The organism is Streptomyces sp. 2A115, assembly GCF_052245575.1.
In the GTDB taxonomy this organism is placed as follows: Bacteria; Actinomycetota; Actinomycetes; order Streptomycetales; family Streptomycetaceae; genus Streptomyces.
This window is the reverse complement of record NZ_JBQQCG010000010.1, coordinates 134,106-160,395: the sequence shown is the minus strand read 5'-3', so window position 1 is coordinate 160,395 and position 26,290 is coordinate 134,106. Positions and strand designations below refer to the sequence as shown.

Here is a 26,290-nt window from a genome sequence, read left to right as displayed (position 1 = left end):
CCCGCTCCCCCCTGTGTATCGGTTCGGCCCGCGGCGAATACATCACAGTCGCACGGCAGTTCGCCACCGAAATGGTCAAGCCGCCCCAACTACGCGGGAACGGCGGGGGGCCCGCGACGGGCTTTTTCGTCCCGCCCGTCCTGCCCGCCCTGCCCGCCTGCCCGTCGTCACGCGGGAAACGTTCTGGCCCCGTCGGCGGCGCCCACCGTGTTCTCATTGATGACCTCGACGGCGCACTTCGCCCCGGCGACCCGGGCACCGTCCTTGATCCGGCCGTCACTGGTGACCAGCGGGACCGCGAACCCCTCGGCGACGGCCACGTACGTCGCGTCGTACGCGGTCAGGTTCGGCCTCAGCTCCCGGACCCGCGCCAGGAACGGGACGTGCTCCGACCGCCGGATCGGCAGTGCCGCGAACTCGGCGAGGGCATCATCCAGCTGGGCGTCGCTCAGCTTCCCTCCCCGGTGCCTGCCGAGCAGCGCCGAGGCGACCTCCACGTCGACCAGGTACGGAGCCAGAAGCCGCTCTCCGGTGACGCGTTCACGCACCCGTTCGCCGACCGGTCCCGCGTCGGCCACGAGCATGACCAGCGCTCCGGCATCGACGACGATCACTCGTGGCGCCGCCCTTCGTCGATGTCCCGCAGCACCTCAGCGGTGGACAGACGCGCGGTGGCACGCTCACGGATACGCTCCAGCACGTCCTCCAGCGACGGCGTGGCGGCCTCCTGCTCCAGCAGGGTTCGCGCATACGCCTGCAAGGACTGCCTGTTTCTGGCCGCCCTTATCTTCAGCTCGGTCAGCGCTTCCTCGGACAGATCCCTCACGTACAGAGTCGCCATGCAGCCATTTTAGTCGCAACGCCAGCATTCTGCTAGCACTCGCCTCAGCCCAGCCGCCCCGCAAGCTCCCTGAACTCGGCCCACGACGAGCCCGGCTTCCGCGGATCCCACAGCTTCTGCGTCAGCGCCCGCAGCGGCATCCGGATGCCCGCCGCCACCTGGTCCTGGGTCTGCGAGCCCGCGAGGTCGCACCAGACGGCGAAGGAGCCGCCGAGGATCTGGTCGTCGTACTCCCGGGACACCGGCGTCGTACCGCGGACGACGAGCGGGGTCCACTGCTCGTAGATGCGCTGCCCGGTCGGGTAGAAGAACTGGTTGGGCTGCCCGAGCACGTAGTAGAGGTACTCGTCGTTGTAGTTGACCAGCTCACGCCCCGACCGCAGATACTCGTCCGGCTGCCGCGCGCCGATCTCCTTGCCCGTCCAGTACGCGACCTCGATGTCGTCGTCGGCCTGGACGACACCTCCGCGGAAGAACCCGTCGTTCCAGGCCCGCAGCGTCCGGTCGGACCGGCGCAACACGTCGGCCCGGTCATTGAGCCACCCCGTCGCCAGATCAGCGATCCCGGCACCCGGTCCGTACGCGTTCGTCGCGGCGGTGGCCAGCTGCGGATACGAGGCCTCGGGGTTCGACACCGTAAGCGCCTGGTACTCGTCGCCACCGAGATGCCAGTGGCGCCCGGGGAAGAGGCCCGCGTACTCCTTCAGCAGGTCGTCCACGATGTCCGCCGCCGCGGGCTTGGAGATGTCGATCGCGCCCCTCGTGGCGACGCCCTGCGTGTTGCGCAGTTGGAGCTCCGGGTGCGCGGCGATCACCGCGCCGAGGTGGCCCGGCGAGTCGATCTCGGGCACGACGGTGATGTGCCGGCTCGCCGCGAGGTGGAGGATGCGGCGCACCTGTGCCTTTGTCAGCCGTTCCTTCGACACGACCTCGGGATGCGAGTCCGAGGCGATCCGGAAGCCCTGGTCGTCGGAGAAGTGCAGCCCGAGCTCGTTGAACTTCAGATCCCCCAGCTCGCGGATCCGGTCCTCGATCCACCCGGCCGTGAAGTGCTTGCGCGCGATGTCCAGCATGAACCCGCGCCGCGGCTTGGCGGGCGAGTCGCGTACGACTCCCTCGGGCGCCGTGTCGTCCCCGCGCACCTCCTGCTTGAGCGTGCGCGTCCCGTAGAAGACGCCCGCCTCGGCGGTACCGCTGATCCGCACCCGCCCGTCCTTCACGGTCAGCGTGTACGACTCCGCGTTCGCGTCCTCGCCGGTGAGGTCCAGCCGTACGTCACCGGCGCGCGCGTCGCCCGAGCCCGCGTACGTCAGCCCCAGTTCCCCGGCGAGCAGCCGCCCTTCGTCCGCCAGCTCCGCGTCGTCCACGAGCACGCGCCCGCCCTTCTGGGGGCGCCAGCCCGGCCCGCGGGCCGGCGTGTGGTCACGTACGGCCGGGATCGTCCGAGGCGCCTTCGACAGCGGGTACGTACGACTGGGTGACGGACTCGGGGACGGGGACACCCTCGATGACGCGGCGGTCGTCCCGTCCGAGGACCGACGGCCCGCCGGCGCGCCGTCGTCACCGCTCGGCCAGAGCCCGACCGCCAGCCCGACCCCCGCCGCGACCGCCAGACCCGCGCCGACCAGCAGGGACCGTCGGCCCGACCACCGCGGTTCCGACTCCGGCGCCCGGCGCCTACGTCCGTTCACCACAGACCACCCACCTGCATACGCTGCACCTCCGCTGTGAACCTACGGCCGCAGCGAACCTACGGCCCCGACGCTCCCTCCGCCGTCCACCACACGCTCCGAAACTCTCCCTTGCGGGTGAAATTCGGGCATCCGTCGGACAGGTCACGTCAAGTCTCGATAGCGTGACGACGCATCTTTCACTTGACCCCCCACCGAACCACGCGTGGCGCCCACTCGAGGCGTCACCGAACCGCCGAGGAACCCACGCTGCCAGCGCACCGCCCTTTCCGCCTCCCCGGCCAGGTCGTCGCCCTGCCGGAGCAGCCTGAGCCACCGGCACAGACCCGATCGGCATCGCGTCCCGCCGAATCCCGTCCCACCGGCCTGGAGCGGTTCAACACCCTGCCCGCCGACGAGGCCGAGCGCGCCCTGCTCACCTGCTGCGGCAGCTACCGCTGGGCCCGCCGGGTCGCCGCGCACCGCCCCTACCCGGACCTGGACTCACTCATCGCCGCGGCCGACGAGGCGGCGTACGACCTGACGTCCGGCGACCTCGCCGAGGCGCTGGCCTGCGAGTCCCTCACCCTCCTCCCGGACGGCGCGTACTCCGCGGCCCACACGGCCCTCAGCGCCGCCCACGCCGCGTACGAGAGTCGCTTCGGCCATGTATTCGTGATCTGCGTGGACGACTTCGCCCCGGCAGAGGCCCTGGACCAGGTCCTGGCAGGCATCCGATCACGATTGACAAACGATCCGGAGGAGGAGCGCGTCCTCACGGCGGAGGAACTCCGCCGCCTGGCAAGGGGCCGCCTGACCCGCCTGACCCACTCGGGCACCCCATAGGGGCGCGGGGAACCGCGCGACCAGCCACCGACAAACCCGCACCCGGCATACCAGACAAACCCTCACCCCAGTAGCCGCTCCCCTATAGCCCGTCCGAGCCTCATTGATTGCCTGTTTGATCACATCGGGTAGGCCCCCTGTAAACGTTCCGACAGCACGTCGCTACGATGGCCAGGGCCGGTGGACCGTACCCGGCCGGGCCCGACCGACACAGAAGCCGGCGCGGCCCCAATCCCCGCTCCCGGAGGGTTCTTCCGTGCCGGCTGGAACGCTGTACCGCGGCCGGGAAGGAATGTGGTCATGGGTGGCTCATCGAGTCACCGGCGTCCTCATCTTCTTCTTCCTGTTCGTACACGTGCTGGACACCGCTCTCGTGCGTGTCTCTCCCGAGGACTACGACGACGTCGTAGCCACCTACAAGACGCCGCTCGTCGCGCTGCTGGAGTACGGCCTCGTCGCCGCCATCCTCTTCCACGCGCTCAACGGGCTGCGTGTGATCGCCGTCGACTTCTGGTCGAAGGGCCCGCGCTACCAGAAGCAGATGCTCTGGACCGTGGTCGGCATCTGGGTCGTGCTGATGATCGGGGCCCTGTACCCCGTCCTCGGCCACGCCGCTCGTGAAGTATTCGGGAGCTGACGCAGATGTCCACCACTGAGAAGACCGCCGCCGGCATCGGCCCCGTCGAGGGCGAGTCCCTCTACGACGTCGACAACCCGGCGCCCCTGATCGAGGCCCCCCGGCAGCGGACGAAGAAGACCCCGAAGTCCACCCGCGGCAACTTCGAGCTGTACGGCTGGGTGTTCATGCGCCTGTCCGGCATCGTCCTGGTCGTCCTGGTCATCGGCCACCTGCTGATCCAGCTCGTCCTCGACGGCGGCGTCTCCAAGATCGGCTTCGCCTTCGTGGCGGGCCGCTGGGCGTCCCCGTTCTGGCAGACCTGGGACCTCGCCATGCTGTGGCTGGCGATGCTGCACGGCGCCAACGGACTGCGCACGGTCATCAACGACTACGCGGAGCGCGCGAACACCCGGCTGTGGCTCAAGGGCCTGCTCTACACGGCCACCGTGTTCACCATCCTGCTGGGCACGCTGGTGATCTTCACCTTCGACCCGAACATCCGCTAGATCCGGGGCTACGAGACTCATGAAGATCCACAAGTACGACACCGTCATCGTCGGCGCGGGCGGCGCCGGCATGCGCGCGGCCATCGAGTCGACGAAGCGCAGCCGTACCGCCGTACTGACGAAGCTCTACCCCACCCGCTCCCACACGGGCGCCGCGCAGGGCGGTATGGCCGCCGCGCTGGCCAACGTGGAGGAGGACAACTGGGAGTGGCACACCTTCGACACCGTCAAGGGCGGTGACTACCTGGTCGACCAGGACGCCGCCGAGATCCTGGCGAAGGAGGCCATCGACTCGGTCCTCGACCTGGAGAAGATGGGCCTTCCCTTCAACCGGACACCCAACGGGACGATCGACCAGCGCCGCTTCGGCGGTCACAGCCGGAACCACGGCGAGGCGCCCGTCCGCCGCTCCTGCTACGCGGCCGACCGCACCGGCCACATGATCCTCCAGACGCTGTACCAGAACTGCGTCAAGGAGGGCGTGGAGTTCTTCAACGAGTTCTACGTCCTCGACCAGCTGATCACCGAGGTCGACGGCGTCAAGCACTCGGCGGGCGTGGTCGCGTACGAGCTGGCGACCGGCGAGATCCACGTCTTCCAGGCGAAGGCCGTGATCTACGCGTCCGGCGGCACCGGCAAGTTCTTCAAGGTGACGTCCAACGCGCACACGCTGACGGGTGACGGCCAGGCGGCTGTCTACCGGCGCGGGCTGCCGCTGGAGGACATGGAGTTCTTCCAGTTCCACCCGACCGGCATCTGGCGCATGGGCATCCTGCTGACGGAGGGCGCCCGCGGTGAGGGCGGCATCCTCCGCAACAAGGACGGCGAGCGCTTCATGGAGAAGTACGCGCCGGTCATGAAGGACCTCGCGTCGCGAGACGTGGTGTCCCGCTCCATCTACACGGAGATCCGCGAGGGCCGTGGCTGCGGCCCCGAGGGCGACCACGTCTACCTCGACCTCACGCACCTCCCGCCGGAGCAGCTCGACGCCAAGCTCCCGGACATCACCGAGTTCGCCCGTACGTACCTCGGCATCGAGCCGTACACGGACCCGATCCCGATCCAGCCCACCGCGCACTACGCCATGGGCGGCATTCCGACGAACGTCCAGGGTGAGGTGCTGCGCGACAACACGACGGTCGTCCCGGGCCTGTACGCGGCCGGCGAGGTCGCCTGCGTGTCCGTGCACGGCGCGAACCGTCTCGGCACCAACTCGCTCCTCGACATCAACGTGTTCGGAAAGCGCGCGGGTATCGCCGCCGCGGAGTACTCGGCGACGGTCGCCTCGCATGTCGAGCTGCCCGAGGACCCGGCCTCGCTGGTCGTGGCCCAGGTCGAGCGGCTGCGCAGCTCCACGGGCAACGAGCGGGTGGCCGACATCCGCCGGGAACTGCAGGAGTGCATGGACGCCAACGTGATGGTGTTCCGCACCGAGCAGACGATCAAGACGGCGGTCGAGAAGATCGCCGAGCTGCGCGAGCGCTACCTGAACGTGTCCATCCAGGACAAGGGCCGGCGGTTCAACACCGACCTCCTGGAGGCCGTCGAGCTGGGCAACCTGCTCGACCTGGCCGAGGTCATGGCCGTGTCGGCGCTCGCCCGCAAGGAGTCGCGGGGCGGTCACTACCGCGAGGACTACCCGAACCGCGACGACATCAACTTCATGCGCCACACCATGGCGTACCGCGAGGTCGGCGACGACGGCACCGAGTCCATCCGACTCGACTACAAGCCGGTCGTCCAGACCCGCTACCAGCCGATGGAGCGTAAGTACTGATGGCAACTCCCACCCTGGACAAGGCGGACAGCGCCGGCGAGCCGGAGGCCGGCTTCGCCGACTCGCCGTACATCACCGCCACGTTCCGCATCCGCCGCTTCAACTCCGAGGTCTCGGCCGAGGCGACCTGGGAAGACTTCCAGCTGGAGATCGACCCCAAGGAGCGTGTCCTCGACGCCCTGCACAAGATCAAGTGGGACATGGACGGCTCGTTGACGTTCCGCCGGTCCTGCGCGCACGGCATCTGCGGCTCGGACGCCATGCGGATCAACGGCAGGAACCGTCTCGCCTGCAAGACGCTGATCAAGGACATCAACCCTGAGAAGCCCATCACGGTCGAGCCCATCAAGGGCCTGACGGTCCTGAAGGACCTGGTCGTGGACATGGAGCCGTTCTTCCAGGCGTACCGCGACGTGATGCCCTTCCTCATCACGAAGGACACCAACGAGCCGACGCGCGAGCGCTTCCAGACCGCCGAGGACCGCGAGCGCTTCGACGACACGACGAAGTGCATCCTCTGCGCCGCCTGCACGTCCTCGTGCCCGGTGTTCTGGAACGACGGCCAGTACTTCGGCCCGGCCGCGATCGTGAACGCCCACCGCTTCATCTTCGACTCGCGTGACGAGGCGGGCGAGCAGCGGCTGGAGATCCTCAACGACAAGGACGGCGTGTGGCGTTGCCGCACCACGTTCAACTGCACGGACGCCTGCCCGCGCGGTATCGAGGTCACGAAGGCGATCCAGGAAGTGAAGCGGGCGCTGATCACGCGCCGTTTCTGACGGACGTCTGGCGGGCTTCTGACGGACTTCCGGCGCACTTCCGGCGGACGTCTGACGGAAGGCACGAGGCTGTGTGAGAGGCCGTTCCTCCCGGTGGCGGGAGGGGCGGCCTCTCGCCATGAGGAGGCGGCCGCGGATTCGTCACCACCGACTCATCGCCACGTGTTCATCACCACGGGCCACTCACCACGGATCACCCTCACGGATCACCCTCATGGATCCTTCACACCGGCCGACGCGAGAGCTGGCAGGATGAGGTGCCTGATCCAACACAGGCGGCAAACGGGGGACGACAGCATGACCGAGCCGAATCCGTACGCGAGCGGAGCCGGGGGCCCGGAGAACCATTGGGGCCCCACGCAGCCCTCGGGGGCGCCGGGAGCCTCCGGCTACGGATACCCCAACTCCGGCCAGGGATACGGCTTCCCGCAACAGCCGGGAGCTCCGGCCCCCATTGGCGGGGCCCCGCTGATAGCCATCGGGGACATCATGGTGATGAACGACCAGATCATCACCCCGGCCGGCAACCTCCCCCTGCGCGGCGCGGTGTGGAACGCCACCGATATGTCGCACACCGAGGAGAAGATGCCGACGCATGCCATCGTGCTCGCGATCGTCTTCTTCATCTTCTGCCTTCTCGGCCTGCTCTTCCTCCTGATGAAGGAGAAGAAGACCACGGGCTATATCCAGGTCACCGTGACGAGCGCGGGCCGACACCACCAGACGATGATCCCGGCCCACGGCCCGCAGACATTCCCTGCAGTCATGGGTCAGATCAACTACGCACGGTCGCTGAGCAGCATGTGACGAAGAGTCACTGTGCAGGGCTCCCGGTCGTCCGCTTTACCGGCGGCACTGGCGTGCCCGGCCATCGGTGCCGTCGTGACTGACTCAACTCGGGCTGATCGAGACATGGTTGAGGAGTTGATCAGCCCAGATGGTGTGTGACCACTGTGACTGATGGGACTCACGTTGCAGACTGATCGCATGCCCCTCCTGAGGAAAGCCGCCGCCGCACTGTCCGCCACGGCGGCCGTGCTGCTCGCGATACCCCCCACCGCCTCGGCGACGCCCGCCCCGCAGGGAACGGCGCCCCACGGAACGGCGCCCTACGGAACCGCCCCACACGGAACGTTCGTACGAGAGAGCTTCGACCGGCTCCCCCTCGGTGCGATCAGCGCGGGCCGCGGCTGGACCACCGACACCTCCAACGGCACGCTGACCGTCGAGCCCAGCACCTCCGGCGAACCCGGCCGCGAACTCCGCGTCCACACCGAGGGCAACGGCCGCGCCTTCCTCGCCTTCTCGGACCTCGCGCCGCCCGGCAACAGCTACTGGGCCCGTATGCGCCTGCGCGTCGACGCCTTCCCGACCGCCCCCGACTGGGCACACTGGACCATCGCGGAGGCCTCCGGCTCCGACTCCCCCACGCTGGTCCGTCCGCTGGGCGGCCAGTACGCCCCGACCGACAAGGGCAACTTCTGGGGCGTCGGCTCCGACCTGGGCCCCACCGGCGACTGGACCGCCTGGAAGACCTCCGCCCCGGCCGCCGCCGCGAAGTGGCAGTGCGTCGAGTTCCACCTCGACGCCACCGACAACCGGGTCACCGTCTACCTGGACGGCGTCGAGCAGTCCGACCTGACCGTCTCCACGAAGCAGCACGGCGGCACGGCGGACGACTTCGTCTTCCCCACCTTCGACAAGCTCAAGCTGGGCTGGCAGCTCTACCAGTCCGACCCCACCCCTTCCTCCTACGACATGCGGCTGGACGACATCGCTCTGAGCACCCGGCGGGTGGGCGGCTGCGAGTCCTGACACCCTGACGTCCCCTACAGCTGGCTGAGGATCGTCGGGTCCGTGATCTCCGTGTCCTTGGCGAGCATCGTCGCCTTGCTCAGGATGACCGCGAGGGTGCGGTCGCCCTCGTAGGGGAGGTAGCCGCTCTGCGGGGTGGCGGGGTTCGCCTTCGGGACGATGCACAGGTACTGGTCGTTCGGGCTCATGAGGATGTTGCCCGAGCCGAGGTGGATCTTGTACGTGTGGCGCTCGCCCTTCACGTGCAGGAAGCGGCCCTCCAGGGTGCAGCGGTCGGCTATCGCCAGCCGAGGGATCAGCCGGTCGAGCAGCACCCGGCGGGTCTCGGCGCTCTGGTTCAGCTCCCCGAATCCGTACGACGTCCAGTACTCCTGGAAGCGGCCGCCGGGGCCTCCGTCCTGCCAGGTCGGGTCGTTGCCGACACTCGCGACGCCCACGAACAGGTCGACGTCACGCAGGACTTCGGAGAGGACGAGGGGCGGGATCTCGGTGAGGGGCAGCGGCTCGACGGGGTCCTCTCCATTCCGCAGCCACATTCTGTACTCGCCGCCGCAGCAGTGCGCGGAGTTCGGCGGGGCGTCGATCGGGTAGAAGCGGACCTGATCGGTGCGCAGCCGCAGATAGCTGCCGGAGTCGGTGGTGTCCTCGCCGTAGGCCTCCCCGTCGCCCTCGATCCAGTACTCGGCGCGCAACCCCCACCGCGGCAGCTCGCGGCTCGCGGGCGGGGCCTCGTCGTCGACGCACAGGCGAAGCTTGTTGCGCCAACCTCTGTTTGCGGCAAGGGAGTTGAACTGATGCTGGCGCAGGATGTGCGCCGCGAATCGGTTCGAGTACGTGCCAGTGGTGCGCTCGGCGTCGGTCAGCAGGTACACCTCGCGGTGGGCCTGCTTGAACGGCTGGGTGATCGCGTGCCGCTCCAGCCAGTCGCGCCAGGCCACGATCTCGGCGGGTTCGCGTCCGACGGGGTGCCAGAGCTCGACTTCGGAGCTGGTGCCCGTGTCGACCCGGTCGTCGCTGAGGGTGCGCAGCTCGCCGTCGGCGAACCCCACGGGCGTACCGCCGACGGTCCAGAGGAGCCGTCGAGCGAGGGTCCCCACCAGTGGGTGGTCGAGGTAGCGCTCGCGCCAGGCGTCGTACGTCCAGCTGCGCCGGGCGAGGAACTGCCGGTCGAGCCGCTCGCTCTGGGCCGACAGCATCTTGTCGATGTCCTTGGCCGCCGCCTTGAGCTCTCTGAGCTCGTCGGCGTGGTCCCGCTTCACGACGGCCGGCACGCTCTTGACGGCTGCGCCGGTTGCATTGCGCCAGCTCAGCACTGCTCTTGAGCCCTGAACGTCGAGGAGGGCGGTGACCTCGCCGAGCTGGTGGCGGGCGTGGCCGACCTCGGTGAGCCCGTACGCCGGGACGGCGAGCTCCTCGATCTCCTCGCGGCCCAGGCCGAGGGCGGTGGCGCGCGCCTCCAGCGCACCGTCCAGCAGCTTCGCCGTGTTCTTGTACGTGACCCGGGTGGCCAGCCGGGCGAGTTCGGCGAGGGCTGCCCCACTCTCGACCCTGGAGAGCGCGACGACTCCCGCGTTGGCGACTTTCGGGTTGCGGGGGCCAAGTCCCGAGACCTTCTTGAGGGAGGTCTCGACGAGCGCACCGAGTGCCCTGGCCGTGTCGGGGTGGGCCGGCAGAAGGGAGAGCAGCCAGGTGAGGCCGCGCAGGGCGTTGGCGTTGTAGGGGTCGTAGGCGTGGTTCACGTCCGGCTCGTACTCCCCCTGCTCCAACGGGAACGTACGGTCGCGGCCGACGAGGGCGAGCCAGGGCAGCACCGTGCCCCGGACCCGGTCCGCACCGATGGTGTCGATCAGGGCGCGGCCGGCCTTGTCCCACTTGGCCGTGGGTTTGGAGGCCGTGGCCGTCGTGGCGTGGGCGAGCAGGGCGCGCCAAGCACCGTCAGGACCGGTGGTCTCCGCGATGGCGCGCTCGGCCCACTCCTCGCCGACGTTGAGGACGGGTTCGGTGAGCTTCTTGGCCAGCGCGCTGAGGGAGTTGGAGCGGGAGACTTCCATGGCCGCTCGGCGGAAGACGGCCACGACGGGCGGCGCGAGAGGGCGGCCCGCCGCGAGTTCGGCCTCGGCCAGGACGTCGAACCGCGCCGCGTACCAGTAGGAGTGCTGTCTGCCGAGGGCGTCGAGCTCCTTCAGCCGCTCCTCGGCGAGCGGGTCGCCAGGGAGGTCCCGGGAAATGATGCCGATCAGCGTCAGCACATGGCGCCGGGTGACCGGCCCCGCCCCGGCGGAGTGATACCGCCCGGCCAGGGCATCCGCGAGGCGCCCGCGATCCTCCAGGGGAAGTTCGCTCAGGAAATCGACGATCCCGACCCAGGCACCGCCCCAGTAGTGATGATTGGTCGCGGCGGCCTTCAGCACCGGACCGGCGATCTCCGCCGCATCGCCTTCGGCGGCCAGGCGCCGGATCCGGTCCGCGAACGCGTAGATGTCCGGCACCGTCATCCCCCCACCAGCGCGACGAGCTTCAGAAACGTGACCTCGGTGCCCAGCACCAACTCGATCTCCTCGTCGGGATCGGTGACCTGCCGGTCCCCCACGAGCACCAGAAACCCGTTCCCGGCAAAGGCCTTGAGCGCCAGTTCGCTCTGCACCTCGGGATCTATCCGCCGCGGCGTCCGCAGCGCGTACCCGTTCAGCACCCGCTCGGCGTCCTCCGGCTGCACCAGCCCCTGGAACACCCGCGGCGTACGCGCGTTGTACTCGGCGACCTCCTGAAAGACCCGCCGCCGGATCAACTCACGCAACGCGAGCCGCTCCTCGGCGATCTCCAGCCCCCAGCCCGCACCGCGGTTCCCGCTTGTCGTCTCGTCGACGAACGTCACCATTCCCATGCCGTCGACAGTACGAGCCACCACTGACAATCAGTCATCGCACGAGACTCGACCGCGGCGCGGCCGCGACTCGACCTGACCGGCTCGGCAGGCTCCTCAAGGCCGGTCCGGAACCCGCCATTCCGCCCAGGCCTCCTTGCCACCGGTCGCACGCCGCCCGTTGACGAGGAGATAGTGCCCCCACTCGTCGGCACACCCACGCATGAGCCAGAGCCCACGTCCGTGCTCCTGGTCGACATCGGGGCCCTGGCCCTGACCTGACCCCAGCCACGGCCCCAGCCGTTCGGGCGGCATGTACGGGCTGCTGTCCCACACGCTGAGCCGCAGGCGGCCGTTGATTCGCGCGATCCGCACGGACACGGGATCCCGCGTACAGACAAGGGAGTTGGTTACCAGCTCGGAGGCGACGAGTTCGACGTTGTCCAGGACGGCATCGCGGACGCGGTATCTGGTGAGCACCGTGCGCACACCCTACTGACTTGAACATGTTCAAAAACAGGTCTACATTCCTCCTCAACAGCGTTTTGAACGCGTTCAAGAAGTTCGAGAAAGGGTGGGGACATGGACCTCACGGTGGTCGCGTACGTCATCTATCTGCTGGTCAGCGTCGCGCTGACGATCTGGGTGGCACGGACGCTCAGCCACAACGGGCGGATCTTTCTGGCCGATGTGCTGCAGGGGAACGAGAAGCTCGCCGACGCCGTCAACCACCTCCTGGTGGTGGGCTTCTACCTGGTCAACCTGGGCTTCGTGGCGCTCTATCTGAGCCAGGACGACGAGATCGCCGACGCCCGTGGGGTGTTCGAGGCCCTGTCGACGAAGATCGGTGTGGTGCTGCTGGTACTCGGCGCCATGCACCTGGGCAACGTGTACGTGCTCAACAAGATCCGGCGCCGGGGCATCATGGAGCGCGAGCAGCAGCCGCCCGTGGCGCCGCAGGACTGGGTCGCTCCGGCGGTCGGGGCGTGACGCCGATGGCCACCGCCACGGCCCAGGGCCGGGACGCCGTGCGCGTCCCGGTCCGACGGCTCACCGTCCTGTACGACGCGCGGTGCTCGCTCTGCGTCTTCCTGCGCGACTGGCTCGTACGGCAGCGGCAGTTGGTGCCCCTGGAGCTGGTGCCGGCCGGGTCGGAGGCGGCCCGGCACCACTTCCCCGGACTCGACCACGCGGCGACGCTCGACGAGATCACCGTGGTCGGCGACTCAGGCCAGGTCTACCGGGGCACCGCCGCCTGGATCGTCACCCTGTGGGCGCTCGCCGAGCACCGCCCGATGGCCCACCGGCTCAGCACCCCGGCCGGGGCCCGCCTCGCGCGGGGTGCGGTCCTCGCCGCCGCCAAGTTGCGCGAGGGGCAGTCAGCGTGGCAGCAGGGGCGTTGGCGTCGGGACGGGAATGCCTATTACGGAGCTCACGGGTGGGCGTACGACCCGGTCGCGGGCTGGACGTACAACGCGCCCGCCTGCGACGGCGACGCCTGCGCGCCTCGTTAGGCTCTGTCCCGTGCCAGCAGCGAAAGACAGTGCCAGTGGTCCGGCAGGCCCTGCGGAGTCCGAGGGCCCCGGACCCTCCCGTCCGCCCGCCAAGAGCGAGCAGACCCGGGCCCTGATCCTGGAGACGGCGATGCGCCTGTTCCAGGAACGGGGTTACGACAAGACGACGATGCGGGCCATCGCCAAGGAGGCCGGGGTCTCGGTCGGGAACGCGTACTACTACTTCGCCGGCAAGGAACACCTGATCCAGGGCTTCTACGACCGGATGGCCGCCGACCACCGGGTGGCCGTGCGGGAGGTCCTGGACCGGGAGACGGATCTGGAGGCCCGGATCGCCGGGGTCCTCAAGGCGTGGCTGGACGTGGCGACGCCGTACCACGAGTTCGCGGTGCAGTTCTTCAAGAACGCCGCCGACCCGGACAGCCCGCTCAGCCCGTTCTCGCCCGAGTCGGAGCACGCGCGCGTGGAGGCCATCGGCGTCTGCCGGGAGGTGCTCGCGGGCTCCAAGGCGAAGGTCCCGGCGGAACTGCGGGACGTACTCCCCGAACTGCTGTGGCTCTCCCAGATGGGCCTCGTCCTGTACTGGATCTTCGACCGCACGGAGGGCCGCGAGCGCAGCTACCGCCTCGCCGAACGCGGCGCCCGCCTCACCTCCCTGGGCGTCTCACTGGCCCGCTTCCGGGTGCTCCGGCCGCTGGTCCGTGAGGTGCACGGCCTGTTTACGGACTTCCTGCCGGGGATGACGAGGGCGATGCCCGATCCGGCGGTCAAGCGGCGCGCGGAATGATCACTATCGGGTGAAGCGGCTCGAACGGGACACCCTGCGGCCGGACCTGCCTACGATGATGCTCTCGACACCAGCCCACAGGAGGCACCTGATGTCCGCAGCAGCTGTCGAGCGGCCCCACGGGGATCGGCCGCAGATCGCCGAGGCGAACCTCATCATGGAGAGTCTTCCGGGCCGGCGCGTCGAGATCATCGGAGGCCAGCTTCTCGTGAGTCAAGTGCCGGACGGCCCTCACTCCGAGGCCCTGATGCTCTTCGCGGCCCCGTTCTTGCAGGTGGGATTGGTGCGGGCGCTGCCGGGCATCGGCCTCTGGCTGCCCAGCGGCCCAGAGGACTACGTGATCCCCGATCTGTCCGTGGTCGACGACGACTACCGCGATCACCTGGTGGAGAACAGCTGCTACGACCCGGCGTGCTTCCGGCTCGTCATGGAGGTCACGTCTTCCAACTGGAAGACGGATCTGCGTACCAAGGTCGGCTGCTACGCCAAAGCCAAGATCCCCGTCTACGTCATCATCGACCGTCAACACCAACGCCTCCACGTCCTCACCGACCCCGCCGGAGACGAGTACGCCAGCCACCGCGTCCACGCCCCCGGCGAGATCGTCACGCTGCCCGACTCCATCGGTGCCAAGGTCTCCCTCGACGTGGAGCAGATCCTCAAAGCCGGGCAGCCGCGGACTAGTTGACCGCGTCCACCTCGTCCTCCGTGAGCTCCACGTCATACACCAGCGGCTGCCCGTCAACGCTCACGTGCCGGGCGCGGGACGGGTGTCCGTCGGCCGTCACGGACAGCAGGTACGTCCCCGGAGCAGGCGCGGAGACGATGTACGAGCCGTCGGCGAGGGACGTGACCCGGTCCAGCTGACGGCCGCCGCCCGTGGAGAGCAGCGTCAGCGCGGCACCTTCGACGGGTTCGCCGTCCGGGGTGCGGACGAAGCCGTGGACGACCGTGGCACCGCCGTCACCATCCGGCACGCGCGCGTGGGGCACGTCCGGCTCCGACTCCTCCCTCGGCTCCACCGCCAGGTGCGGCAGCCGCTTCTCAAGGCCGGCCGGGAGCCACCAGTTGGAGTTCCCGAGCAGATGCATCGCGGCCGGCACCAGGGCCGTACGCAGGATGAACGCGTCGAGCGCGACCGCCGCGGCGAGGCCGATGCCCGCCATCGCGCCCTCCATGTCGCCACTGAGTACGAACGCGGAGAACACGCAGATCATGATCAGGGCCGCGGAGTTGATGACCCGGCTGGTCTCGGCGAGGCCCACTCGGACCGCCCGCGCGTTGTCCTTCGTGTGCACCCACTCCTCGTGCATCCGGCTCACCAGGAACACCTGGTAGTCCATCGAGAGCCCGAAGAGCAGGGACAGCATGATGACCGGCAGGAAGGCGGTGATCGGCCCCTCCTTGCCGATGCCGAGGAGTTCCGTCCCCCAGCCCCACTGGAAGATCGCGACCAGTACGCCGAAGGACGCGGCCGCCGCGATGAGGTTCATCAGGGCGGCTGTCAGCGGCACCACGATCGAGCGGAAGGCCACGAGGAGCAGCAGGAAGCCGAGCGAGATGATCGCCGCGACGAAGTACGGCAGCCGGTCGGCGGTCACGGCCGCGAAGTCCTTGAAGACGGCTGTCACCCCGCCCACATGGGCTTCCGTCCCGGAGGCCGGGATCACGTCGTCCCGCAGGCGGTCGATGAGCTGGTCCGTCTGCTCGGACTGCGGTGACGTGGTCGGCACGACCTGGATCACCGTGACGCCTTGGGAGGGCGGTGCGGCCGCGACCTGTGCGACTCCCTCGGTGGACCGGATGCTCGACACGAGGGCATCCGTTTCGCCGCCTTCCACGACCACCTGGAGCGGGCCGTTGAAGCCGGGCCCGAAGCCCTCGGCGAGCAGGTCGTACGCCTGTCGTGTGGTCGTCGACTCCTGGTGGTTGCCCTGGTCGGTGGCACCGAGCCGGAGCGACAGGACGGGCAGAGCCAGGACCGCCATCACGACCAGCGCCATGACGGCGACCGAGCGCGGGCGCTTCTCGACGTACACGGACCAGCGCGCGGCGAGCCCGCTCTCCTCCTGCGGCAGCGGCCCCGTCGCGGCGAGCCGTCGCCGCTGCCGGCGGCTGAGGACGCGCATGCCGAGCAGCCCGAGAAGCGCGGGCAGCAGCGTGGTAGCGGCGAGCACGCTCAGTACGACGGTCAGCGAGGTCGCGATGACCACGCCGTCCAGGAAGCGCATGTTCATCACCAGCATTCCGGCGAGCGCGATGCACACCGTGCCGCCCGCGAACAGCACCGCCCTGCCCGAGGTGTTGAGGGCCGTGACGGCCGCATCCTCGGGCTTCATCCCGCGCAGGATGCCCTTCCGGTGCCGCGTGACGATGAACAGCGCGTAGTCGATGCCGACGCCGAGGCCGATCAACGAGCCGAGCAGCGGGGCGACTTCCGGCACGCTGGTGACATGGCTGAGGAGCGAGGTCGCCATCAGGCCGGTGCCGAGGGCCGCGATCGCGACGACGAGCGGCAGCAGCATCGCGAAGACCGAGCCGAAGGCGAGGAAGAGGACGACCGCCGCGGCCACGATGCCGACCAGTTCGGCTATGCCGGTGGGCGGCTCCTGGGTGCGGGTGATCGCCTGGCCGCCCAGTTCCACCTGGAGGCCTTCGCGTTCGGCGGCCTGCGCCGTGTCGACGACGTCCTCGACGAGCTCCTTCGGGACGCCGTTCGCCTGTTCGGTGAAGGTGACCTGGGCGTAGGCGATCCGCCCGTTCTCACTGATCTGCGAGCCGCCTTGGGAGACGTAGGGGCTGCTGACCTCGCCGACCCCCTTCATCTGCCCGATCTCCTCGAGGGCGGGCTCGATCCGGGAGCGTACGGACGAATCCCGTACCGTGCCGTCGTCGACCTTCCACACCACCGTGTCGGTGTCGCCGGAACTCTCCGGGAAGGCCTTCTCCATCAGGTCGTACGCGCGCGTGGAGTCCGTGTTCGGGAGGGAGAAGGTATCCGCGTAGTCCGTGCCCGCGGCGGAACCCGCGAAGCCCACGCCGAACAGTGCCCCCAACCACAAAAACAGGACCACCAGCCGGTGCCGATAGCACCACCGTGCCAATGTCGTCACGCTTCAACGCTCCTTCGTCGGTCGGTTGGTCCCCCAGGTCCTGCGGCTCAGCATCGGGGCGCGGCGCGTGCGTGGACACGGCGGCGCCATGACTCACAAGGAACTCCAAGGCGCGACCCGGCCCGGATGTCAGTGCCCGCGCCGATACTGGGGACATGACCGCTCACGAGGGGGCCACCGTCCTGGTCGTCGAGGACGAGCCGAGCATCGCGGACGTCCTGGCCATCGCCCTGCGCTACCACCGTTTCGAGGTGATGACGGCGGGGACCGTCCGCCAGGCGCTGACGCTCGCCGAGCGCACGCGCCCGGACGCCGCGCTCCTCGACGTGATGCTGCCGGACGGCGACGGCCGGGCACTGGGCCGCGAACTGCGCGTGCGGCAGCCGGACCTGGCGCTGGTGTTCCTCACCGCGCGGGACGCGCCCACCGAGATCGTCGGCGCGCTCGGCTTCGGCGACGACTACATCACCAAGCCGTTCAACATCGACGAGGTCGTCGCCCGGATCACCGCGGTCCTGCGCCGCACCCGCCCGGCCGACGTCCTGCCCGAGCGCCCGCCCCTGCGGTACGGGGACCTGGAGCTGGACGAGACGACGTACTCGGTGCACCGCGCGGGCTGCACGGTCGAGCTCACCCCCACCGAGTACGCGCTGCTGCGTTTCCTGGTGCGCAACGGAGGGCGGATCGTGACCAAGGAGCAACTCCTGCGCCACGTCTGGCAGTACGAGCACTCGGCCGAGTCGACGGTCGTGGAGACCTACATCAGCTATCTGCGGCGCAAGCTCGACGCTCTCGGCGCCCCCGTGATCACGACGCGGCGGGGCGTCGGATACGGGCTCGCGTGATCGTGGGCCGCCGCTGCCACCGGGGCATCCACTCGTTGCGCGGCAAGCTGACGCTGGCGAACGTGGCGTTGCTGGCGCTTGGCATCGTCATGGCGACCGCGGTGAGCCTGATGGGCATGCGGCACTATCTGCTCGACCAGATCGACGCGCAGTTGTTCAGGACACGGGACTCCTTGGGGAGTACGCAGCTCACGGCGCGCCAGATCGACTCGCTGAGCGCGCTGGCGTTCATCCGTGAGGGGAGGGTGCCGGAATCGGAGGGCCCGCCGGATTCGGACTCCCTTTTCGCGGCGGTCGACGACGACGGGCGGCCCCTCACGATCGGTAGCTTCGAGCCGACCGACAACCAGCGTGCCCTCGCCTCCGCCCTGGACGACCCCCGGGCGCTCGTCGGCGACACCGAGCCGCGCGACGTGCGGGTGAACGGCACCCCGTACCGGGTCACCGCGGTCTCCCTCACGGACGGCACCGTGATATTGCTGGCGACCTCGACCGACGCGCTGCACCAGGGCATCGCGAAGGCACTCAAGCTCGATCTCGCCTTCGGAAGCCTGCTGTTGGCGCTGCTCGCCGTGCTGACCATGCTCAGCGTGAGCCGCCGACTTCGCCCGCTGGAGGACATGGTGGAGACCTCGTCGGCGATCGCCGAGGGGGATCTGACCCGCCGTGTGCCCTCCAGCCACCACCCGACCCAGGAGGTCGAGCAGCTGCGGCTCGCCCTCAACTCGATGCTCCACCAGGTCGAGTCGGCGTACCGCACGCGCGAGCGCAGCGCCACCCAGCTGCGCCGCTTCGTCGCGGACGCCTCGCACGAGCTGCGTACACCCCTGTCGGCGATCCGCGGCTACCTCCAGCTGTACGACAAGGGGATGCTGCGCGAGCCGGTGGAGCGCAAGCGGGCCTGGGACCGGATGACCGGCGAGGCCGACCGCATGGGCCGCCTGGTCGACGAGCTGCTCACCCTGGCCCGCCTCGACCAGCAGCCCGAACTGCGGTTCAGGAACGTCGACCTGAGCCGTCTCGTCCGGGACGCGGCCGAGGACCTACGGGCCCAGCAGCCCGACCGGCCGGTCTCCGTGGGCGCCGAGGGCAGCCTCCTCGTGCACGCCGACGAGTCGGGCCTGCGACAGATCCTCGGCAACCTCGTGGCGAACGTACGCACGCACACGCCCTCCGAGGTCCCGGTCACACTCGACCTGGAGCGGGTGGACGGCGTCGTACGCCTGTGTGTCGCGGACGAGGGACCGGGCCTCGACCAGGAAGACGCCGCCCGAATATTCGACCGCTTCTTCCGCGCGAGCGGCGGTGTCGGCAGCGGCCTGGGAATGGCCATCGTCCAGGGCGTGGTCACAGCCCACGGCGGCGAGGTATCGGTGCGAACGGCACCGGGCAAGGGCTTGGCGGTAACGGTGACCCTGCCGACAAAGCCATGCGCCTGAGCACGGCGTGCGCGGGGAACTGCGCGACCAGCCCCCGTCGACCCGCACATCACCAACAAACCGCGCCCACCCACCGCCGCCACGCGGAGCGCTACGGCGCCGACACCAACGCCCAAACCGTCTTCCCGTACCTCCCGCGGCTCCACACTCCCCACGCCGTCGTGAGGCTCTCCACGAGATGTAATCCCCGCCCCGACTCCTCGTCATAGTCCTTGATCACCCGAAGTCGCGGCTGCACAGGACTCTCATCAGACACCTCGACAAGACAGGAGCCATCCGCGAGAGCAGTCACCGCGACCTCGAACTCCCGCTCCAGAAGCGGCCCGTGCCGCACCACATTGGTGGCCAGCTCGGAGACGAGCAGCACCACGTCCTCGAACGCCGGTTCCCCCGCGCTGTGCCCCCAGTTCGACAGATGGTCGCGTACCCGGCGCCGGGCAAGCCCCACCGAGGCCGGATGCCGAGGCAGCCGAAAGGAGTTGCGTCTCAACACGTTTGCTCCTCACCCCGCGCACACCTCGGACACATGGTGCTGCGTGCGGTGAGCCCATCGCGTCACTATCGCCAACGTCAACCCCGCGAGAACGCGTCAGATCCGGCCGGGCTCCAAAGCCGGAAGATGCCGGGCCGTCCGTCCGACCCCGGCCGCGTCCCACGCCCCCGCCGCTGAGCACGCACTCCCCGCGCTGCCACGGCGCAACGAGCGGAACTTCGCACGCAACGACCTCCCGCATCCCACGGAAGTCACATGCTGTACGACGGCGGTCCACGTACTACTGACTGTCCTGAATCAGCCCATCAGTCTCGGTGGTGCTGTAGCCGTCCTTCACGCCTGCTGCGAAGCCAGCTCCACCACGGTGATGTCGGACGGCGCCCCCACTCGGGTGGGCGGCCCCCACGCGCCCGCGCCCCGGGAGACGTACAACTGCGTGTCCCCGTAACGCTCAAGACCGGAAAGGGTCGGATTGGCGAGATCCGCTATGAAGTTGCCGGGCCACAACTGCCCACCATGGGTGTGACCGGAAAGCTGAAGATCCACTCCGTGGTCCACGGCGTCATGGATCTGCACCGGCTGATGAGCGAGCAGCACACACGCGCGTGCCCGGTCCCGGTCCCCGAGCGCCTTCGCGAAGTCGGGCCCCTGGCCTTCGTCCTCACCCGCCACGTCGTTGACCCCGGCGAGGTCGAAGGCGCCCAACTCCGTACGCGCGTTCTCCAGCGGCCGCAGTCCCAATTCCCGTACGTGCTCGACCCACTGCTCGGCACCGGAGATGTACTCGTGGTTCCCCGTGACGAAGAAGGATCCGTGCCGCGCCCTGAGCTGTGCGAGCGGCGCGGCCGCGGGACCAAGATCCTTCACGTCGCCATCGACGAGATCGCCCACAACCGCGATGAGGTCGGGCTGAGTCGAGTTGATGGTGTCGACGACCTTCTGAGCGAACCCGCGCCCCAGCACAGGGCTGAGGTGAATGTCACTGACAACCGCGATCCGATAGCCATGAGCGGCCCGCGGCAACTTGGCCAGGGGCACGGTGACCCGCTTCACCTTCGGCCCACGAAGGACGCCGTACGTCCCGTACCCGACCGCCCCCACGGCGGCGGCCGCGGCAGCTCCGCCCACCACACGGGAGACGAAGAGTCGACGGGAGGGACCACGCCCCGCACCCCCGGAACCGTCCGAAGGGGTCGCGGCGGCCTGTCCGCCCAAAGCGGTCGGCGCGTCCTCGCCGGTCTCCACCGAATCCAACTCGATCGCGCCGGACCGAGGGCGGACCTGTTGCCGCGGCCCCGCCCCCACCACCTCAGCAGGCGCGGAAACCGCCACAGCCGCGAGCCCTTCGCCGTCCTCGGGCGCCGCTCGCCGCTCCAGCACCCGCCGCAGCAGCGGCCCTACGACCTCCCCCACCAGCAGCGCCACCAAGAGATAGATCGTCAACGCCAGCCACAGGAACCCCGGCCAGGCCAGCACCTGCTGGAGCCAGAACGGCGCCCCCGTCCGCTCGGTCGTGACCGCCCCGACCAGGACGACCGGCCCGGCGACGACCGCGACCGTGCCCAGGCGCCGGACGAGTCCGGGTCCGCCCGTCGTGTCGCGCACCAGACGGCGCCACAAGTACCAGTGCAGTCCTCCGAAGGCCGCCAGGGCCAGGACCAGAAAGACGATGACCACGCGGAGGCTCCCCCGTTATGACGTATGACGCAAGGCTCGAACACTGCGCAACCCGATGCCCCCGACAACCGTCCCAAGGGCGAAGGAGACAACGGCGAGCGTCAGGTGCACCCAGAAGTACCCGGTCGGATCGCCCGCGTCGTCGAAGGCGAGCCCGCTGCCGTCCTTCCAGAGGTTCTTGACGAAAGTGATCCAGATGACCCAGCTCCACACTCCGAAGGCGAGCAGGAACCAGGAGACGGGACGGCTGAGCTTCATGCCTTCAGTATCGCCGCCGTCGAACGGGACCGGCGCACGGGGTGGGGAGACCGACCAGGGGGAGCACATCGGCCACGACAGCGGCGACGGCCGGGAGAGCGGCGCGACTTCCCGCCCAACGCCATGTACGTTCTCGACCGTGCCCGCCTCGAAAAAGACCGCCAAGTCATGCTTGCTGGTCACTTCCGCCACCCTGTTGTCCTTGTCTCTCACCGCGACCGCTACGGCGCCCGCCTTCGCGGATGAGGAGCCGACAGCGGCACCGACGACGTCTTCGTCCGCCACTCCGACGGCCTCTTCGTCCCCTTCGTCCTCTTCGTCGGCCTCACCGACGACCACTCCGTCGGTCACTCCCCCGGCGAACATGTCGACCGTGGGCGGCGCCCGGCTCGGCCAGGCCGGGACCCAGGTGAACCTGGGCAGTGGCGCCCCGGTCCTCCCGAAGGACCTGAGCGCACGCTCCTGGATCGTCGCGGACGCCGAGTCGGGTGACGTCCTGGCCGCGCACAACTCGCACTGGCGGCTGCCCCCGGCGAGCACCCTGAAGATGCTGTTCGCCGACACCCTGCTGCCCAGGTTCCCGAAGACGATGAAGCACAAGGTCGTGTCGTCCGACCTGGCGAACATCGGCTCGGGTTCCAGCATGGTGGGGGTCAAGGAGGACGAGACGTACACGGTCCACGACCTGTGGCTCGGTGTCTTCCTTCGCTCCGGCAACGACGCGGTGCACGTGCTGTCCTCGATGAACGGCGGCGTCGACCGGACCGTCGAGGACATGAACAAGCACGCCGAGGAGCTCCAGGCCCTCGACACGAACGTGCTCAGTCCCGACGGCTACGACGAGCGGGGGCAGGTCTCGTCGGCGTACGACCTGACCCTGATCGCCCGCTCCGGCCTGCAGAAGAAGGACTTCCGGGAGTACTGCTCGACGGTCCGCGCACAGTTCCCGGGCGAGACGAAGAAGAACAAGAAGGGCAAGACGACCCGTAAGTCCTTCGAGATTCAGAACACCAACCGGCTCCTCACCGGCGACTACGGACTCGACTCCTACCAAGGCATCGCGGGTGTGAAGAACGGCAACACCACGAACGCCGGCTCGACCTTCACCGGTGTCGCCGAACGCGACGGCAAGGTGTTGCTCGTCACGGTCATGAACCCGGAGAAGGACGAGCAGGACGAGGTCTACAAGGAGACCGCGAAGCTCCTCGACTGGGGCTTCCAGGCGTCCGGCAAGGTCGACCCCGTGGGCGAACTGGTGCCGCCGAAGAGCGCGGACACGGACGCGCAGGCGGGTGCGAAGCCCTCCGGGGAGCCCTCCGGCGAGGCCGGAGGATCGGGTGATGGCAAGCCCGTCGCAGCGTCGGCGCAGGCGGAGGGGTCGAGCGGCGTCGAAATCGCGCTGGCGATCACCGGCGGCCTCCTCGTGCTCCTCGCGGTCGGCGCCTTCCTGATCAACCGCCGGTGGCCGCTGCCCGACCTGATGCGCCGCCGCCGCTGACCTGGGCGGACTGATCGGAACCGGCCGACTCATCCGACTCGGTGGACTCATCCGACTCGGCGGACTCATCCGACTCGTCAGACGCGGCGGACTCAGGAGCGTCCTCATGTTGCGTCGCCGTCCAGGCGGCGCAGTACAGCAGCAGCTTCGCGGTGAAGTTGATCCACAGCAGCAGCGCGATGGGCACCCCGAAGGCGCCGTACATGCTCCTCGAAGCGACGCCCTGCATATAGCCGCTGAGCAGCAGTTTCAGCAGCTCGAACCCGGCGGCGCCGATCACCGCGGCGACGATCAGACGGCGGCGCGGCGGCTGGACGCCGGGGAGCAGCGTCAGGACGTACAGGAGCAGCAGGAAGTCGGCGAGTACGGCCACGGCGAACGCGGCGGTCCGCAGCAGCACCCCGCCCCAGCCGCCCTCGTCGATCCCCAGCTGCCGGGCCGTCCAGCCCACCATGGTCGCCGCGACGGTGGAGGCGGCGATCGTGACGAGCACGGCGCCGCCGAGCCCGACGAGTACGCCGCCGTCCTTGGCCTTGCGCAGGAAGGGGTTCTCCTCGTCGTCCGGCAGCTCCCAGACGGCGCGCAGGCATTCGCGCATGGAACCGACCCAGCCGATGCCGGTGAACAGCAGCACCGCGCCCGCGATGAGGCCGACCGTGCCGGCGTTGTCGACGAGACCGCCGATGTCGAGCTGGTCGGAGATGCCCGGCACCTGTTCGGCGATCTTGTCCTCGAGCTTCCGCTGCCCGGCCTCGTCGAGCGTCGCGGCGGCGACCGCGGCGGCGACGGTGAGCAGCGGGAAGAGCGCGATGAAGCTGATGAAGGTCATCGCAGCGGCGAGCCGCGTCCACTTCACCCGGTCCAGACGCTCGTACGACCGCCACGCGTGCGTGGCCATCAGGCGGGTGACCAACGGGCCCACGCCGGGGAGCTTTTTCAGCCAGTCCATGATCCGACTCTGCCCTCCCCTCGGAAGACAAATGTCCGGGTACCCCAAAAGCGCAGGACAGTGGCGAGCGCCATGCCGATTCCGGCGCCCGACACGGCGTCCGCGCGCGGGGAGGTGAACCCGAGGCCGTAGTGGCTGACGAGGAGGCACAGGAGCTGGACGAGGGCGCCGGCGATGTTCACGGCGAAGAAGATCGCGTACTGGCGCGGGCCTCTCGTCGTGTGCCGGTACGTGCCGAGCGCGTTGCCCGCGTACGCGACCGAGCAGCCCGCCACGAACGACAGGGTCTTGGCGGTCAGCGGGTCCAGGCCCGCGCGGCCGCGCAGCCAGACGAAGAGGGCGAGATCGGCGGCGTACGCGAGGAGCCCGACGCCGGCGAAGCCCAGCAGCTCCAGAACCCGCGGCCGTCGCGCGCCCGGACTCCGTTTCCATGGCCACAGCGCGCTCAACCGCTGTGTCCGGCTCACCAGTTGGCCACCGCCAGGCCGTACATCGCGACCCATGCCAGGCCGATCAGGGCGAGCGCGCGGTCGCGGAGGACCACGTCCTCGGGTTCGCCGGCCGTGCCGCGGTCGGCGAAGACCGCGTACCGCAGGACCGCGAGGATGAAGGCGACCATCGACAGCTGCCGCCAGGGCAGCACGCCGGTGTGCGGTACGCCGCCCTCCTCAAGGGCCCACAGGCAGTAGCCCAGGACGGCGCCCGACGCGGCGAGCTGCCAGACGAAGCGCAGATAGCCGGTGGTGTACTCGGTGAGCAACGCGCGCGTGGCGCCCTCTTTCCCGGCCATCCGCACGGCTTCGGAGTAGCGCTTGGCGGAGACCATGAACAGCGCGCCGAAGCCGGTCGTGATCAGGAACCAGCGCGACAGCGGAATGCCGAGCGCGAGCCCGCCGATCATCGCCCGCAGCAGGAACCCGGTGGTCACCACGGCGAGGTCGATGACGAGGACGTGCTTGAGGCTGACGCAGTACGCGAACTGCATGCCCAGGTAGGCGGTCAGCAGGGCGGAGGTGAGCGGGGAGCACAGGAACAGGGCCGCGGTCGGGGCGACGACGGCGAGGACGATCCCTACGGAGTAGGCGACCGGGACGGGCACCTGTCCTGCGGCGACCGGGCGGTGGCGCTTGACCGGGTGTGCGCGGTCGGCGTCGACGTCCCGGGCGTCGTTGACCAGGTACACGGCGGCGGCGCAGGCCGTGAACAGCAGGAAGACGTACGCGACTTGGGTGAGCGCGTGGCGTGAGAAGAGCTCGCCCGCCGCTGCCGGAGCGGCGACCACGAGGACGTTTTTGACCCACTGTTTTGGACGGGCTGTTCTGATCAGCCCTCTTAGGAGGCCGTTTTTCTCCGGGGCGGGCTGTTTCGTTGGCGTTCTCTCCAGGAGGGTCGTTTCAGCCATGGTCGCGGCCTCCCGTCATCCAACGGGCCCCGAGCCTGGCCGTCACCGCGCCGAGGGCCGCGCCCGCCGCCACGTCCGAGGGGTAGTGGACGCCGACGACCAGCCGCGAGACGCACATCGCGGCGGCGACCGGGGGCACCACGCGCGCGCCCAGAGCTCCGTAGGCGACGGCGGCCGCCGCCGCGGACGTGGCGTGCGAGCTCGGGAAGGAGTGCCGGCCCGCGGTGCGGACCAGCGGCTCGACGTGCCCGGGGCGCGGGCGGCGTACGAGCCGTTTCGTGCCCATGCTGGCTAGGTGCGCGCCCGCGGTCAGGGCCGTACCGCGCAGCCAGGCGCGGCGCCGCTCCCGGTCGACCGCGGCGCCCGCGAGACCGGCGGCGAGCCACAGCGCTCCGTGCTCTCCCGCCCAGGACAGGGCACGCGCGGCGGCCGCGACGCGTGGGTCCCTACCGCAGTCGTGGAGGGCCGACAGGAGCCGGCGGTCCATGTCGTCGAGGTCATCCATGTGGACTCACTGTTCACGGCGACCGGTCCAGAACTCCGGCAATATTGAGCGACATCCCATTAATCACCCATTTCGGGGAGAGCTCCGACGTTTC

At 69.4% G+C, this 26,290-nt stretch carries 28 protein-coding genes; 14 read left to right on the top strand and 14 right to left on the bottom strand.

Features of this window, described 5'->3' with window-relative positions; genetic code table 11:
- Positions 1-167: 167 nt before the first annotated feature.
- From ACTWQR_RS12070 to ACTWQR_RS12060, 3 genes are read right to left on the bottom strand one after another with little or no spacing between them, the layout of a single operon-like run.
- Positions 168-614, bottom strand: coding sequence for a type II toxin-antitoxin system VapC family toxin (locus ACTWQR_RS12070; protein WP_443226990.1), 447 nt, complete (start codon positions 612-614; stop codon positions 168-170).
- Positions 611-841, bottom strand: coding sequence for a FitA-like ribbon-helix-helix domain-containing protein (locus ACTWQR_RS12065; protein WP_443226989.1), 231 nt, complete (start codon positions 839-841; stop codon positions 611-613). Before ACTWQR_RS12065 ends, ACTWQR_RS12070 begins: the two co-directional genes overlap by 4 nt.
- Before the next feature lie 44 nt (positions 842-885).
- Positions 886-2,532: a beta-N-acetylhexosaminidase gene (locus ACTWQR_RS12060; protein WP_443226988.1), complete on the bottom strand. Its 1,647-nt coding sequence runs from the start codon at positions 2,530-2,532 to the stop codon at positions 886-888.
- Positions 2,533-2,715: 183 nt separating this feature from the next.
- Here ACTWQR_RS12060 and ACTWQR_RS12055 point away from each other — a divergent pair, with 183 nt between their 5' ends.
- From ACTWQR_RS12055 to ACTWQR_RS12025, 7 genes are all read left to right on the top strand, one after another.
- The gene (locus ACTWQR_RS12055) at positions 2,716-3,357 is read left to right on the top strand and encodes a 2-oxo-4-hydroxy-4-carboxy-5-ureidoimidazoline decarboxylase (protein WP_443226987.1); all 642 of its coding nucleotides are present in this window, start codon (positions 2,716-2,718) and stop codon (positions 3,355-3,357) included.
- A gap of 256 nt (positions 3,358-3,613) precedes the next feature.
- Entirely contained in the window at positions 3,614-3,994 is a 381-nt protein-coding gene (sdhC, locus tag ACTWQR_RS12050) for a succinate dehydrogenase, cytochrome b556 subunit (protein ID WP_443226986.1), read from the top strand.
- 5 nt (positions 3,995-3,999) lie between these two features.
- Positions 4,000-4,482, top strand: coding sequence for a succinate dehydrogenase hydrophobic membrane anchor subunit (locus ACTWQR_RS12045; RefSeq protein WP_443226985.1), 483 nt, complete (start codon positions 4,000-4,002; stop codon positions 4,480-4,482).
- A gap of 19 nt (positions 4,483-4,501) precedes the next feature.
- Positions 4,502-6,259 (top strand): succinate dehydrogenase flavoprotein subunit, encoded by a 1,758-nt coding sequence (gene sdhA / locus ACTWQR_RS12040; protein ID WP_443226984.1) that lies wholly within the window; start codon positions 4,502-4,504, stop codon positions 6,257-6,259.
- Positions 6,259-7,038, top strand: coding sequence for a succinate dehydrogenase iron-sulfur subunit (locus ACTWQR_RS12035; protein WP_443226983.1), 780 nt, complete (start codon positions 6,259-6,261; stop codon positions 7,036-7,038). Before sdhA ends, ACTWQR_RS12035 begins: the two co-directional genes overlap by 1 nt.
- A 297-nt stretch (positions 7,039-7,335) precedes the next feature.
- Complete coding sequence (locus ACTWQR_RS12030; protein WP_443226982.1) at positions 7,336-7,845, top strand: hypothetical protein; 510 nt, start codon at positions 7,336-7,338, stop codon at positions 7,843-7,845.
- 180 nt (positions 7,846-8,025) lie between these two features.
- The gene (locus ACTWQR_RS12025) at positions 8,026-8,853 is read left to right on the top strand and encodes a hypothetical protein (RefSeq protein ID WP_443226981.1); all 828 of its coding nucleotides are present in this window, start codon (positions 8,026-8,028) and stop codon (positions 8,851-8,853) included.
- Between the two features lie 14 nt (positions 8,854-8,867).
- On the opposite strand, the gene ACTWQR_RS12020 is transcribed toward ACTWQR_RS12025, so the two are convergent.
- The 3 genes from ACTWQR_RS12020 to ACTWQR_RS12010 form a co-directional block, all read right to left on the bottom strand.
- A complete protein-coding gene (locus ACTWQR_RS12020) occupies positions 8,868-11,348 on the bottom strand; it encodes a DUF4132 domain-containing protein (protein ID WP_443226980.1) in 2,481 nt (826 codons plus the stop codon).
- Positions 11,345-11,737 (bottom strand): hypothetical protein, encoded by a 393-nt coding sequence (locus ACTWQR_RS12015; protein WP_443226979.1) that lies wholly within the window; start codon positions 11,735-11,737, stop codon positions 11,345-11,347. The genes ACTWQR_RS12020 and ACTWQR_RS12015 overlap by 4 nt, the downstream gene beginning before the upstream one ends.
- Before the next feature lie 96 nt (positions 11,738-11,833).
- Positions 11,834-12,196 (bottom strand): ATP-binding protein, encoded by a 363-nt coding sequence (locus ACTWQR_RS12010; RefSeq protein WP_443226978.1) that lies wholly within the window; start codon positions 12,194-12,196, stop codon positions 11,834-11,836.
- 102 nt (positions 12,197-12,298) lie between these two features.
- Between ACTWQR_RS12010 and ACTWQR_RS12005 the strand changes: the two genes are divergently transcribed.
- From ACTWQR_RS12005 to ACTWQR_RS11990, 4 genes are all read left to right on the top strand, one after another.
- Positions 12,299-12,706, top strand: a complete 408-nt coding sequence (locus ACTWQR_RS12005; protein ID WP_443226977.1) for a hypothetical protein — start codon at positions 12,299-12,301, stop codon at positions 12,704-12,706.
- Positions 12,707-12,711: 5 nt separating this feature from the next.
- Positions 12,712-13,230 (top strand): thiol-disulfide oxidoreductase DCC family protein, encoded by a 519-nt coding sequence (locus tag ACTWQR_RS12000; protein WP_443226976.1) that lies wholly within the window; start codon positions 12,712-12,714, stop codon positions 13,228-13,230.
- A 10-nt stretch (positions 13,231-13,240) separates the two neighbouring features.
- On the top strand, positions 13,241-14,017 hold the full coding sequence (locus ACTWQR_RS11995) for a TetR/AcrR family transcriptional regulator (RefSeq protein WP_443226975.1): 777 nt from the start codon (positions 13,241-13,243) through the stop codon (positions 14,015-14,017).
- A 91-nt stretch (positions 14,018-14,108) separates the two neighbouring features.
- On the top strand, positions 14,109-14,705 hold the full coding sequence (locus ACTWQR_RS11990; RefSeq protein WP_443226974.1) for a Uma2 family endonuclease: 597 nt from the start codon (positions 14,109-14,111) through the stop codon (positions 14,703-14,705).
- Here the strand turns inward: ACTWQR_RS11990 and ACTWQR_RS11985 are convergent.
- The gene (locus ACTWQR_RS11985; protein WP_443227025.1) at positions 14,698-17,121 is read right to left on the bottom strand and encodes an MMPL family transporter; all 2,424 of its coding nucleotides are present in this window, start codon (positions 17,119-17,121) and stop codon (positions 14,698-14,700) included. The genes ACTWQR_RS11990 and ACTWQR_RS11985 overlap by 8 nt on opposite strands.
- A gap of 164 nt (positions 17,122-17,285) precedes the next feature.
- Here ACTWQR_RS11985 and ACTWQR_RS11980 point away from each other — a divergent pair, with 164 nt between their 5' ends.
- Positions 17,286-17,975: a response regulator transcription factor gene (locus tag ACTWQR_RS11980; RefSeq protein ID WP_443226973.1), complete on the top strand. Its 690-nt coding sequence runs from the start codon at positions 17,286-17,288 to the stop codon at positions 17,973-17,975.
- Complete coding sequence (locus ACTWQR_RS11975) at positions 17,972-19,414, top strand: ATP-binding protein (protein ID WP_443226972.1); 1,443 nt, start codon at positions 17,972-17,974, stop codon at positions 19,412-19,414. Before ACTWQR_RS11980 ends, ACTWQR_RS11975 begins: the two co-directional genes overlap by 4 nt.
- 91 nt (positions 19,415-19,505) lie before the next feature.
- Here the strand turns inward: ACTWQR_RS11975 and ACTWQR_RS11970 are convergent, their stop codons facing one another.
- From ACTWQR_RS11970 to ACTWQR_RS11960, 3 genes are all read right to left on the bottom strand, one after another.
- A complete protein-coding gene (locus ACTWQR_RS11970) occupies positions 19,506-19,907 on the bottom strand; it encodes an ATP-binding protein (protein WP_443226971.1) in 402 nt (133 codons plus the stop codon).
- A 333-nt stretch (positions 19,908-20,240) separates the two neighbouring features.
- Positions 20,241-21,584: a metallophosphoesterase gene (locus ACTWQR_RS11965; protein ID WP_443226970.1), complete on the bottom strand. Its 1,344-nt coding sequence runs from the start codon at positions 21,582-21,584 to the stop codon at positions 20,241-20,243.
- A gap of 15 nt (positions 21,585-21,599) precedes the next feature.
- Positions 21,600-21,842 carry an SCO4848 family membrane protein gene (locus ACTWQR_RS11960; RefSeq protein WP_443226969.1) on the bottom strand — a complete coding sequence of 81 codons (243 nt, stop codon included), beginning with the start codon at positions 21,840-21,842 and terminating at the stop codon, positions 21,600-21,602.
- Between the two features lie 139 nt (positions 21,843-21,981).
- On the opposite strand from ACTWQR_RS11960, the gene ACTWQR_RS11955 reads away from it, so the two are divergent.
- Complete coding sequence (locus ACTWQR_RS11955) at positions 21,982-23,340, top strand: D-alanyl-D-alanine carboxypeptidase family protein (RefSeq protein ID WP_443226968.1); 1,359 nt, start codon at positions 21,982-21,984, stop codon at positions 23,338-23,340.
- On the opposite strand, the gene ACTWQR_RS11950 is transcribed toward ACTWQR_RS11955, so the two are convergent.
- From ACTWQR_RS11950 to ACTWQR_RS11935, 4 genes are read right to left on the bottom strand one after another with little or no spacing between them, the layout of a single operon-like run.
- Positions 23,294-24,289, bottom strand: a complete 996-nt coding sequence (locus ACTWQR_RS11950; protein WP_443226967.1) for a YihY/virulence factor BrkB family protein — start codon at positions 24,287-24,289, stop codon at positions 23,294-23,296. The two genes, ACTWQR_RS11955 and ACTWQR_RS11950, sit on opposite strands and share 47 nt — an antisense overlap.
- Positions 24,277-24,756 carry a GtrA family protein gene (locus ACTWQR_RS11945; RefSeq protein ID WP_443226966.1) on the bottom strand — a complete coding sequence of 160 codons (480 nt, stop codon included), beginning with the start codon at positions 24,754-24,756 and terminating at the stop codon, positions 24,277-24,279. The genes ACTWQR_RS11950 and ACTWQR_RS11945 overlap by 13 nt, the downstream gene beginning before the upstream one ends.
- On the bottom strand, positions 24,753-25,691 hold the full coding sequence (locus ACTWQR_RS11940; protein WP_443226965.1) for a decaprenyl-phosphate phosphoribosyltransferase: 939 nt from the start codon (positions 25,689-25,691) through the stop codon (positions 24,753-24,755). The genes ACTWQR_RS11945 and ACTWQR_RS11940 overlap by 4 nt, the downstream gene beginning before the upstream one ends.
- Complete coding sequence (locus tag ACTWQR_RS11935; RefSeq protein WP_443226964.1) at positions 25,684-26,196, bottom strand: phosphatase PAP2 family protein; 513 nt, start codon at positions 26,194-26,196, stop codon at positions 25,684-25,686. Before ACTWQR_RS11935 ends, ACTWQR_RS11940 begins: the two co-directional genes overlap by 8 nt.
- Positions 26,197-26,290 lie beyond the last annotated feature (94 nt).

Coding starts and splice junctions, on each gene's coding strand:
- ACTWQR_RS12020 (WP_443226980.1), bottom strand. CDS start 11,348: ATGACGGTGCCGGACATCTACGCGTTCGCGGACCGGATCCGGCGCCTG.
- ACTWQR_RS12025 (WP_443226981.1), top strand. CDS start 8,026: ATGCCCCTCCTGAGGAAAGCCGCCGCCGCACTGTCCGCCACGGCGGCC.
- ACTWQR_RS12000 (WP_443226976.1), top strand. CDS start 12,712: ATGGCCACCGCCACGGCCCAGGGCCGGGACGCCGTGCGCGTCCCGGTC.
- ACTWQR_RS12030 (WP_443226982.1), top strand. CDS start 7,336: ATGACCGAGCCGAATCCGTACGCGAGCGGAGCCGGGGGCCCGGAGAAC.
- ACTWQR_RS11940 (WP_443226965.1), bottom strand. CDS start 25,691: ATGGCTGAAACGACCCTCCTGGAGAGAACGCCAACGAAACAGCCCGCC.
- ACTWQR_RS12015 (WP_443226979.1), bottom strand. CDS start 11,737: ATGGGAATGGTGACGTTCGTCGACGAGACGACAAGCGGGAACCGCGGT.
- ACTWQR_RS12035 (WP_443226983.1), top strand. CDS start 6,259: ATGGCAACTCCCACCCTGGACAAGGCGGACAGCGCCGGCGAGCCGGAG.
- ACTWQR_RS11990 (WP_443226974.1), top strand. CDS start 14,109: ATGTCCGCAGCAGCTGTCGAGCGGCCCCACGGGGATCGGCCGCAGATC.
- ACTWQR_RS12065 (WP_443226989.1), bottom strand. CDS start 841: ATGGCGACTCTGTACGTGAGGGATCTGTCCGAGGAAGCGCTGACCGAG.
- ACTWQR_RS11935 (WP_443226964.1), bottom strand. CDS start 26,196: ATGGATGACCTCGACGACATGGACCGCCGGCTCCTGTCGGCCCTCCAC.
- ACTWQR_RS11980 (WP_443226973.1), top strand. CDS start 17,286: ATGACCGCTCACGAGGGGGCCACCGTCCTGGTCGTCGAGGACGAGCCG.
- sdhA (WP_443226984.1), top strand. CDS start 4,502: ATGAAGATCCACAAGTACGACACCGTCATCGTCGGCGCGGGCGGCGCC.
- ACTWQR_RS11960 (WP_443226969.1), bottom strand. CDS start 21,842: ATGAAGCTCAGCCGTCCCGTCTCCTGGTTCCTGCTCGCCTTCGGAGTG.
- ACTWQR_RS11950 (WP_443226967.1), bottom strand. CDS start 24,289: ATGGACTGGCTGAAAAAGCTCCCCGGCGTGGGCCCGTTGGTCACCCGC.
- ACTWQR_RS12005 (WP_443226977.1), top strand. CDS start 12,299: ATGGACCTCACGGTGGTCGCGTACGTCATCTATCTGCTGGTCAGCGTC.
- ACTWQR_RS12045 (WP_443226985.1), top strand. CDS start 4,000: ATGTCCACCACTGAGAAGACCGCCGCCGGCATCGGCCCCGTCGAGGGC.